The sequence below is a fragment of the Kribbella sp. NPDC104740 genome (assembly GCF_055583505.1).
In genome coordinates this window covers 1,909,210-1,919,347 of the sequence record NZ_JBVJNV010000001.1, presented here as the reverse complement: position 1 = coordinate 1,919,347, position 10,138 = coordinate 1,909,210, and the positions used below count along the sequence as shown (strand labels likewise).

Here is a 10,138-nt window from a genome sequence, read left to right as displayed (position 1 = left end):
AAGCAAAACAGAAAAAAAATAACAAGACCCGCCCCACACTCTCCCCCCCCCCCCTCCCCCCCCCCCCCCCCCCCCCCCCCCCCCCACGACTGCCTCCGCGGCATGCTCGGTGGCCACGACGGTCCGGTAGAACGGCTCGCTGAGCTTCAGCCGGTCCAGCGCGGGCAACCACCAGCGGGCCGGCCCGGCGGGCGGTGGGCCCGACCGGTCGGCCAGTAGGTAGCACGCTGTCTCCTCCGCGTTCCGCAGGCGCGAGCGCTCGTCCCCCGCCATCTCCCCCGGCCCGGACAGCGCACTCGACACGCAGAGCGCCACCAGCCGCGCGGACAGGTCGAAGCCCGGCCGCGCGGTGTCCAGGAACAAAGGGGCCAGCGGCAACAACGCCTGCCGGCCGCGCGGGCTGCAGTGGTCGTGCACAGCCCGCGCGACCGATCCGAGGACCGGATGCACGCAAGTCGGCCGGTCCGTCCAGGGTTCGCGCGCCAGCTTGGAGACGAGCTCGAGCACGCACGGCTCAGCAGGACGCACCCACGCGTACTCGGCGCTCGTGTCCGGTCCTGCCTCAGTGCGACTCACTCGCCCGGCCTGACGGCGCCGGCGACCGGCGTACCGAGGTGGGAGCTCACCGACAACGCTGGTCGGCCTGGTTGCTTGAGGAAGCGGACGATGAGCGCGGTGACCAGCCCCAGTGCTCCGGCGGCCAGGAAGACCGGGCGGTAGCCAACCGTCGCCACCAGGGTCGCGGCGACGCCGACGCCGACCAGGCCGCCGACGGCCTTGGCGCTGTACAGGATGGACTGGTTCTGCAGCAGGCTGTTCTCGCCGAAGAACTCCAGCACCAGGTTCGCCATGATGGCGTAGAAGGCGCCACCGCCGAGCCCGGCGAACATCGCGCACAGCACGAACACGACACCCATCCCGGCCTCCCCCGCCAGCACCAGGCCGACGTGGGTGAAACCCTCGACCATCAGTACGGCGGCCAGCACCCGCCGCCGGCCGAACCGGTCGGACAGCGTCCCGGCCGTGGAGCGCCCGAGACCGTTGACCGCGGCAAGCATTCCGGCGGCCAGCCCGGCGACAGCCGTCCCGAGCCGGGCCTCGGTCGCGTAGCTGACCACGAACGCGATGCCGAACAGCGACAGCGCCGTACTGATCGCCAGCGTTAGCCACATCAGCGGGAGCGCACCGGTCCGCATCGCCTCACCTGGGCGGTAGTAGCGCACGGCGGGCAGGTTGTTCGGGATGCTCCGGTTCAGCCGCCGGTCGACGGCCCAGGCCTGGGCGTCGATCTCGGCCGGCCACCAGTGCCGCGGCGGGTCCTTGAGCAGGCCGCCCGCGGTCATCACGATCAGCAGCGCGACCACCGCGGTCAGGTCGAACACGTAGCGCTGGCCGCCGGTGGTGTCGAAGAGCGTCAGCAGCAGGATGCTCGGTACGGCGCCGACGGCGAAGCCGCCGGTGACGAACCCGATCGTGGACGTCCGCCGGTCGGGGAACCAGCGGGCCGCGGTGGTGATGCACGCGGAGTAGACGAGCCCGGCGCCGGCGCCGCCGACGACGGCGTACCCGAAGACCGCGCCGGCGTAGCTGCCGACGTGGGCCAGCGTCACCAGGCCGACCGCGGCGAGGAACCCGCCGAGGACGACCAGCTGGGTCGGCGTCACCCGGCGTACGCGCTGCAACCAGGCGGCGGGGACGGCGACGAGTGCTTGGAAAGCGACGAAGACGGCCAGCAGCCACATCGTCTGGACGGTTCCCCAGGCCCGTCCGGCGTCGAGGCCGAGGGCGGCCGAGCCGAACGAGTACTGCAGTGGACTGATCGCCGCCATGCAGGCCCACGCGGCCCACAGCTGCCTGCGGCGGGAGTGCCCGGTCAGCTCCCGGGCGTCCTCGCCGATCCGGTACCGGCGGCCGTACACGTCCCGAACGTCCCGGGGAGGCGTACTGGTGGTCGCGTCATTCATGATCGCCTCCTGACTACTGCATACCGTATGGAACTTTGGTACTCCTCTCCGCTACCTCTTGTCCAGACCCACGGGCCCTTGAATGTGAGCTTGCATACAGCATACAGTCGCCAGAACGAGTCAGCAGCGTGCGTGAGGAGAGGACTACCCCCCGTGGACCTGATGGAGTACCAAGCCAAAGAACTCTTCGCCCGGCACGCCGTGCCGGTCACTCTCGGCCGGGTGGTCGAGGACGCCGCCGACGCGGCCGCAGCGGCCGAGGCGCTCGGCGGCCGGGTGGTGGTCAAGGCCCAGGTGAAGGCCGGCGGCCGCGGCAAGGCCGGTGGCGTCAAGCTGGCCGCCGACCCCGCCGAGGCGACCGCCCGGGCCCAGGACATCCTCGGGATGGACATCAAGGGCCACACCGTACGGCGGGTGCTGCTCGCCCCGGCGGCCGACATCGCCGAGGAGTACTACCTCTCGTTCCTGGTCGACCGGGCCAACCGCGGCTACCTGTGCATCGCCAGCACCGAGGGCGGTGTCGAGATCGAGGAGGTCGCGCACACCAACCCGGACGCGATCGCCAAGATCGCGATCGACCCGGCGGTCGGTGTCGACGACGCGAAGGCCGCCGAGATCGTCGCCGCGGCCGGCTTCCCCGAGGGCGCCGCCGAGGTGGTCAAGACGCTCTGGACGGTGTTCATCGCCGAGGACGCCTCGCTGGTCGAGGTGAACCCGCTGGTCAAGCTCGGCGACGGGCGGCTGGAGGCACTCGACGGCAAGGTGACGCTGGACGAGAACGCCGGCTACCGGCACCCCGACCACGCCGCCTTCGAGGACAAGGCCGCGGCCGACCCGCTCGAGGCCGCCGCCCAGGAGAAGGGCCTCAACTACGTCAAGCTCGACGGCGAGGTCGGGATCATCGGCAACGGCGCCGGGCTGGTGATGTCGACGCTCGACGTCGTCGCGTACGCCGGTGAGCCGCACGGCGGCGTGAAGCCCGCGAACTTCCTGGACATCGGGGGTGGCGCGAGCGCCGAGGTGATGGCCAACGGACTGGGCATCATCCTCGGCGACGCCCAGGTGAAGAGCGTGTTCGTGAACGTCTTCGGCGGCATCACCGCCTGCGACGCGGTCTCCAACGGCATCGTGCAGGCGCTCGAGCTGCTCGGCCCCGCGGCGAACAAGCCGCTGGTGGTCCGGCTCGACGGCAACAACGTGGACGAGGGCCGCAAGATCCTCGCCAAGGCGAACCACCCGCTGGTGACGGTGGTGGACACCATGGACGGTGCCGCCGACCGCGCCGCCGAGCTGGCCGCGCAGGCCTGAGAGGAGCTGGACAGATGGCGATCTTCCTGACCGACAAGAGCAAGGTCATCGTGCAGGGCATGACCGGCGCCGAGGGGCAGAAGCACACCTCCCGGATGCTCGGCGCGGGCACCAACATCGTCGGCGGCGTGACGCCGGGCAAGGGCGGCCAGTCGGTCGACTTCGCCAAGCGGTCGATCCCGGTCTACGGATCCTGCGCCGACGCCGTGAAGGCGACCGGCGCCGACGTGTCGGTGGTGTTCGTGCCGCCGCGGTTCGTCAAGGGCGCGGTGATCGAGGCCGTCGACGCCGGCCTGGAGCTGGTCGTGGTGATCACCGAGGGCGTGCCGGTGCACGACACCGCCGCGTTCTTCGCGCACGCCGAGGCGAACGGGACCCGGATCATCGGCCCGAACTCCCCCGGCCTGATCAGCCCCGGCCTGGCCAACGCCGGCATCATCCCGGCCGACATCGCCGGCCCCGGCCGGATCGGCCTGGTCTCGAAGTCCGGCACGCTGACGTACCAGATGATGTACGAGCTGCGCGAGTACGGCTTCACCACCGCGATCGGGATCGGCGGTGACCCGATCATCGGCACCACCCACATCGACGCGCTGCGGGCCTTCCAGGACGACCCCGACACCGAGGCGATCGTGATGATCGGCGAGATCGGCGGCGACGCCGAGGAGCGGGCCGCGGCCTTCATCGCCGAGTACGTGACCAAGCCCGTGGTCGGCTACGTCGCGGGCTTCACCGCGCCGGAGGGCAAGACGATGGGCCACGCCGGCGCGATCGTCTCCGGCTCCTCCGGTACGGCGGCCGCCAAGCAGGAGGCGCTCGAGGCGGTCGGGGTCAAGGTCGGCAAGACGCCGTCGGAGACCGCCCGGCTGATGCGGGCCGCGCTCGAGCAGAGCCTCAACCCGGTCTGAGAGGACGAACCGATGGCGAAGAAGATCGGATTCATCGGCCTCGGCATCATGGGGTCGCACATGGCGGCGAACCTGGTCAGCGCCGGGCACGACGTCACCGGGTACGACGTCGTCCCGGCCTCGGTCGACAAGCTGCTGCAGGCCGGCGGCAAGCCCGCGCCGACGATCGCCGAGGCGGTCGCCGGGGCGGAGGTCGTGATCACGATGCTGCCGGACTCGCCGCAGGTGGCCGAGGTCGTGCTCGGACCCGGCGGCGTGCTGGAGTCGGCGCAGCCGGGGGTGCTGCTGATCGACATGTCGTCGATCGCGCCGGAGACCTCGATCGAGGTCGCGAAGGTGGGCGCCGAGCGCGGCGTACGGGTCCTGGACGCGCCGGTCAGCGGTGGCGAGCAGGGCGCGATCAAGGCGTCGCTGTCGATCATGGTCGGCGGTGACGACGAGGTGTTCGCCGAGGCCAAGCCGGTGCTCGAGGACCTCGGCCGGACGATCGTGCACGTCGGCGGTCACGGCGCGGGCCAGACGGTGAAGGCGGCCAACCAGCTGCTGGTGGCCGGCACCATCGCGCTGGTCAGCGAGGCGATCGTGCTGCTGGAGGCGTCCGGTGTGGACGGCGAGCGCGGCCTGGAGGTGCTGGCCGGTGGCCTGGCCGGCAACCGGATCCTCGACCTGAAGTCGTCGTCGATGCTGGCCCGCGAGTTCGCTCCGGGCTTCCGGATCGACCTGCACCACAAGGACATGGGGATCGCCCAGTCCGCCGCCCGGGCGGCCGGTGTCGCCCTCCCGGTGACCGGTCTGGTCGCCCAGCTGGTTTCCGCGGCCCGCGCCATGGGTCACGGATCTCTCGACCACTCAGCACTGCTGAAGGTGGTCGAGGAACTGTCAGGACGGAACACCTGACACCGGGCCGCCGGCGGGGGAAAGCCAGCTCGCCCGCCGGCGGCCCTTCACTCAGCAGCAGCCGTCGGTGCACGCGCCCTCAGCGCAGGTGCAGCCGGCGGCTGCTGTCGTTCCGCCCGCGATCGGCGAGCAGCAGCCCTTGCCCTGCCAGGCCTCGATCCCCTCGCGGACCGCGACGCCCGCGATGATCAGGCCCGCGACCGGGTCGGCCCAGCTCCAGCCGAGCGTCGCGTTCAGCACCAGCCCGATCAGCAGCACCGCCGACAGGTACGTGCAGAGCAACGTTTGGGTGCTGTCGGCAACGACCGCGTTCGACCCGAGGGCCTTGCCCGTACGCCGTTGCGCCCAGGACAGGAACGGCATCACGATCAGCGACGCGACGGCGATCCCGATCCCGACCGGTGAGGCCTCGGGGTCCGACCCCACGATCAGGCTGCGCACCGACTCGAACCCGACGTACGCCGCGAGGCCGAAGAACGAGAACGCGAGCAGCCGCAGCGCCTGCCGCTCCCGGGTCTCGGGGAGCCGGTGCCGGAACTGCCACAGGATGATCAGGCCACTGGAGACCTCGACGACCGAGTCGAGCCCGAAGCCGACCAGCGCGACCGACCCGGCGACCAGGCCGGCGGTGATGGCGACGACGGCCTCGACCACGTTGTACGTGACGGACGCGGCGGCCAGCAGTTGCGCGCGGCGACCGAGCCGGCGGCGCTCGTCGGCGTCCGCGATCCACGTCGTACTGATCTGCAGCGGTTCACTCACCCCTGCGCCTCGATCCCGTAGACCGGGCAGAGCGCGACCGCGTCCCCGGTCAGCGCGAGCAGCGTCTCGGCCGCGGCCAGGAGCTCCATCGTCGCCTCGGGGTGCGTCAGGCTGAACAGCGACGCCCGGCCCTGCGGGCGGGACTCGACGAGTCCGCAGTCCCGCAGGCAGGCGAGGTGCTTGGAGACGGTCGACTGGGCCAGCCCGAGCTGCTCGGTCAGGTCGACGACCCGCTGCTCGCCGGCGGCCAGGTGCCGCACGATCGCCAGCCGGGAGCCGTCGCTGAACCCGTTGAACAAACAGGCCGCCGCGGCCAGCCCGACCGTCTCATCGACCTTCAGCTCTGTCATCGCCATTCAGCGATGATAGATAAGATCTCCCGGGGAGACGACCATGACCAGCGATCCGTCGAAGTGCTGCTGGTCGCGCAGGTGTCCGTGGCGCGCGTCCCAGGTCCCGTCGGCGAGGTCGCGGCCGAGGTGCTCGGTGAAGCGCTCGTGCACCTCGGGCGCGACGAAGCTCCAGGCGGAGTTGGCCTGCCGGGCGCCGGGATCGAGCAGCCGCTCCGGGCGGCCGTAGTACGCCTCGCCGAAGCCGTCCGAGCAGTCCAGCGGAATCGGTACGCCGAACGCCTGCCCGCCGCCGAGTGCCGCGGTGACGGACTCGATCGGCGGGTAGCGCCGAGCCTCGGTCTCGATCGCCTCCGGCGCGTACTCGTACAGCCAGAACCACTTCAGCAGCGTCGGGTCACAGGTCAGGACGACGACCGGGCCGGCGGTCACCCGGCGGACCTCGGCCAGCCCCGCCTCGAGATCGCGCCACTGGTGGACCGTGAACGTCGCCATCGCGCCGTCGAAGGCGTTGTCGGCGAATGGCAACTGCTCGGCGGTCGCGTCGATCGCCTCAACCAGGCCGGCCGGTCGCTGGGCCCGCATCTGCGCCGATGGCTCCACCGCGACCAGGTCCAGGTCGGTCGGCTCGTACGAACCAGCACCGGCCCCGACGTTCAGCACCGTCCGGACCGGCCCGAGCGCGTCCCGGATCGCGGCCGCGATCCGCGGCTCGGGACGGCGGTAGGTGGTGTAGTCGACGCCGATCCGCCCGTAGTCGGCGTCCCCCGCGCTGCCGTCGGCCGACCGGCCGAGCGGTGGGACGGCGCCGCCGTCGGGCCGACCGGTTGGCGGGACGGCGCTGCCGTCGGGCACCCCTCCCGGGGTCTGCTGGTCCAGGCTCATGCTCGCTCCTTTGCGACGTGAGATTCCAGGTCGACCCTACGGCAGGACCAGCAAGACCAGTGGGCTGCTCAAGAGACCACTGGTCCTACTGGTCGAGGTATGACACTGCGCCCGAAAGACCTCGCGGAGTCCTTCGGGCGCAGCGGGTGGAACAGGTGGGCCCGGAGGGCTGTCGGCAGGGCTCGCCTCCGGACCCGCCTGGTCAGGGGGTGGGTGTCGCCGACGGTGCCACCGCGGCCGGCGCCACCGAGCCGGGGATCCGGCCCGACGTCGGCGCGTGCGCGACCTTCTCGGTGGACGTCCCGACCTTGCTGGCCAGCAGATCGGCGACGGCGTGCACCGCACGCAGCGTGGGCGCCTTGGTCCCGGTCAGGTCGGCCAGCTCGACCACCGCGGCGAGGATCACGTCGAGCTCGAGCGGCTTGTCCTTCTCCAGGTCCTGCAGCATCGACGTCTTGTGCTCGCCGACCCGTTCGGCGCCGTCGATCCGCTTGTCGACCGAGATGTCGGGTTCGCAGCCGACCGCCCGGGCGATCTCCAGCGACTCCTCCATCATCAGCTTGACCATCGCGCGGGTGCCCTGGTGGGTGGCGATCTCGACCATGGTGGCCCGGGCCAGCGCGCTGATCGGGTTGAAGGCGGCGTTGCCGAGCAGCTTAATCCAGATGTCGTTGCGGACGTCGTTCTCGACCGGGCACTTCAGCCCGCCCGCGACCATCGCCTCGCTGAACTCCAGGCAGCGCTCGCTCTGCCCACCGGCCGGCTCGCCGATCGAGAACCGGGTGCCTTCCAGGTGCCGGACGACGCCCGGCCCGTCCAGCTCGGTGGAGCAGTACACGACGCAGCCGATCGCGCGTTCGAGCTGGATGACCCGGGTCACCTCACCACCCGGGTCGACCGACTCGATCCGGTGCCCCTCGTAGGGGCCGGCCAGCCCGTGGAAGTACCACCACGGGATGCCGTTCTGGGCCGCGATCACCGCGGTCTTGTCGTGCAGCAGCGGTTCCAGCAGCGGGCCGCTGGTCGCGTAGGAGTTGGCCTTCAGGCCGAGGAAGACGAAGTCGACCGGGCCGATCTCCTTCGGGTCGTCGGTGGCCGGGGTCTTCGCGACCCAGTCGCCGCGCGGGCTGTGCACCTGGACGCCGTTCTTCCGGATGGCGTCGAGATGGGCGCCCCGGGCCACCAGGTGGACCTCGGTCCCACCGCGGTGCAGGGCCGCGCCGACGTACGCGCCGATCGCTCCGGCGCCGAGAACTGCGACTCTCATCGGGTCCCTCCTTCAGTCTCGTAGGCCGGAGGCCGTCGGGATCGGGTTGACCACACCGTCCAGCTCGTCGAACTCGACGACGTTGTCCAGCTCGGTGCCCATGGCAACATTCGTGACGCGTTCCAGGATCACCTCGACCACCACCGGCACCTCGTGCTCGACCATCAGCTTCTTGGCCTCTTCCAGTGCCGGGCCGATGCCGTCGGGCTCGAACACCCGCAGCGCCTTGCAGCCCAGTCCCTCGGCCACCTTGACGTGGTCGACGCCGTACCCGCCGAGCTCGGGGGTGTTGATGTTGTCGAACGAGAGCTGGACGCAGAAGTCCATGTCCAGCCCGCGCTGGGCCTGCCGGATCAGCCCGAGGTAGGCGTTGTTCACCACCACGTGGATGTAGGGCACCTTGAACTGGGCGCCGACCGCGAGCTCCTCGATCAGGAACTGGAAGTCGTAGTCGCCCGACAGCGCGACGACCGTCGCGTCCGGATCGGCGACCGCGACGCCGAGCGCCGCCGGCCCGGTCCAGCCGAGCGGGCCCGCCTGGCCGGCGTTGATCCAGTGCCGGGGCCGGTAGACGTGCAGCATCTGGGCGGCCTGGATCTGCGACAGCCCGATCGTGGAGACGTAGCGGACGTCCGGTCCGAAGGCACTGTTCATCTCCTGGTAGACCCGTTGCGGCTTCACCGGGACGTCGTCGAAGTCGGTACGGCGTACCAGCGTGCGCTTGCGTTCGCGGCACTCGGCGGCCCACTGCGACCGGTCCGGCAGCGCGCCCTTGGCCATCCGTTCCCGGGTGACGTGGATCAGCGTCTCCAGCGCGGCCTTGGCGTCCGACACGATGCCGAGGTCGGGCGCGAACACCCTGCCGATCTGCGTCGGCTCGATGTCGATGTGGACGAACTTGCGCTCACCGCGGTAGACGTCCAGACCACCCGTGTGCCGGTTGGCCCACCGGTTGCCGATGCCAACGACCAGGTCGGAGGCGAGCAGCGTCTGGTTGCCGTAACGGTGCGAGGTCTGCAGGCCGACCATGCCGGCCATCAGCCGGTGGTCGTCGGGGATCGTGCCCCAGCCCATCAGCGTCGGCACCACCGGTACGCCGTGCAGCTCGGCGAACTCGACCAGCAGGCCGGCCGCGTCGGCGTTCACGATGCCGCCGCCGGCCACGATCAGCGGGTGCTCGGCCTCCGCCAGCAGGTCGAGCACCTTCTCCGCCTGGGCGACGCTGGCCCGCGGCGTCGCGATCGGCAACGGGACGTACAGCTCGGGGTCGAAGTCGATCTCGGTGAGCTGGACGTCCAGCGGCAGGTCGATGAGCACCGGGCCGGGACGCCCGCTGCGCATCACCTGGAACGCCTTCTGGAAGGTGCCCGGGACCTGGGCCGCCTCCAGCACCGTGACCGCCATCTTGGTCACGGTGGCGGCGATGGACGGTACGTCGATCGCCTGGAAGTCCTCCTTGTGCAGCTTCGCCACCGGTGCCTGGCCGGTGATGCACAGGATCGGGATGGAGTCGGCCGAGGCCGAGTACAGCCCGGTGATCATGTCGGTCCCGGCCGGGCCGGAGGTCCCGACGCAGACACCGATGTTCCCGGCCTCGGCGCGGGTGTAGCCCTCGGCCATGTGCGAGGCGCCCTCGACGTGCCGGGCCAGCACGTGCTTCAGCTCGCCCTGGGCCCGGACCGCGGCGTAGAACGGGTTGATGGCGGCGCCGGGAAGGCCGAACAGGTGGGAGACGCCTTCGCGCCGGAGGATCTCCACCGCCGCGCGGGCGGCAGTCATTCGTGGCATGCCAGCTCC

9 protein-coding genes are annotated in these 10,138 nt (G+C 71.0%); 3 read left to right on the top strand and 6 right to left on the bottom strand.

What is annotated here, in order from left to right; all coding sequences use genetic code 11:
- Positions 1–572: 572 nt before the first annotated feature.
- The gene (locus ACZ6Z4_RS08985) at positions 573–1,964 is read right to left on the bottom strand and encodes an MFS transporter (RefSeq protein ID WP_465560161.1); all 1,392 of its coding nucleotides are present in this window, start codon (positions 1,962–1,964) and stop codon (positions 573–575) included.
- A gap of 153 nt (positions 1,965–2,117) precedes the next feature.
- Here ACZ6Z4_RS08985 and sucC point away from each other — a divergent pair, with 153 nt between their 5' ends.
- From sucC to ACZ6Z4_RS08970, 3 genes are read left to right on the top strand one after another with little or no spacing between them, the layout of a single operon-like run.
- Entirely contained in the window at positions 2,118–3,272 is a 1,155-nt protein-coding gene (gene sucC, locus ACZ6Z4_RS08980) for an ADP-forming succinate--CoA ligase subunit beta (RefSeq protein ID WP_465560157.1), read from the top strand.
- Positions 3,273–3,286: 14 nt separating this feature from the next.
- A complete protein-coding gene (gene sucD, locus ACZ6Z4_RS08975; protein ID WP_363672571.1) occupies positions 3,287–4,180 on the top strand; it encodes a succinate--CoA ligase subunit alpha in 894 nt (297 codons plus the stop codon).
- 12 nt (positions 4,181–4,192) lie between these two features.
- Positions 4,193–5,077, top strand: coding sequence for a 2-hydroxy-3-oxopropionate reductase (locus tag ACZ6Z4_RS08970; protein ID WP_465560153.1), 885 nt, complete (start codon positions 4,193–4,195; stop codon positions 5,075–5,077).
- 51 nt (positions 5,078–5,128) lie between these two features.
- Here ACZ6Z4_RS08970 and ACZ6Z4_RS08965 read toward each other — a convergent pair whose 3' ends face one another.
- The 5 genes from ACZ6Z4_RS08965 to gcl all read right to left on the bottom strand — a co-directional run bounded on the left by ACZ6Z4_RS08965 (position 5,129) and on the right by gcl (position 10,129).
- Positions 5,129–5,839 carry a cation diffusion facilitator family transporter gene (locus ACZ6Z4_RS08965; protein WP_363672575.1) on the bottom strand — a complete coding sequence of 237 codons (711 nt, stop codon included), beginning with the start codon at positions 5,837–5,839 and terminating at the stop codon, positions 5,129–5,131.
- Positions 5,836–6,195 (bottom strand): ArsR/SmtB family transcription factor, encoded by a 360-nt coding sequence (locus ACZ6Z4_RS08960; RefSeq protein WP_465560149.1) that lies wholly within the window; start codon positions 6,193–6,195, stop codon positions 5,836–5,838. Before ACZ6Z4_RS08960 ends, ACZ6Z4_RS08965 begins: the two co-directional genes overlap by 4 nt.
- Complete coding sequence (locus ACZ6Z4_RS08955; RefSeq protein WP_465560146.1) at positions 6,196–7,074, bottom strand: class I SAM-dependent methyltransferase; 879 nt, start codon at positions 7,072–7,074, stop codon at positions 6,196–6,198.
- Between the two features lie 202 nt (positions 7,075–7,276).
- Entirely contained in the window at positions 7,277–8,341 is a 1,065-nt protein-coding gene (locus ACZ6Z4_RS08950; RefSeq protein ID WP_465560143.1) for a 2-dehydropantoate 2-reductase, read from the bottom strand.
- A gap of 12 nt (positions 8,342–8,353) precedes the next feature.
- On the bottom strand, positions 8,354–10,129 hold the full coding sequence (gene gcl, locus ACZ6Z4_RS08945) for a glyoxylate carboligase (protein ID WP_465560140.1): 1,776 nt from the start codon (positions 10,127–10,129) through the stop codon (positions 8,354–8,356).
- Positions 10,130–10,138: the final 9 nt, after the last annotated feature.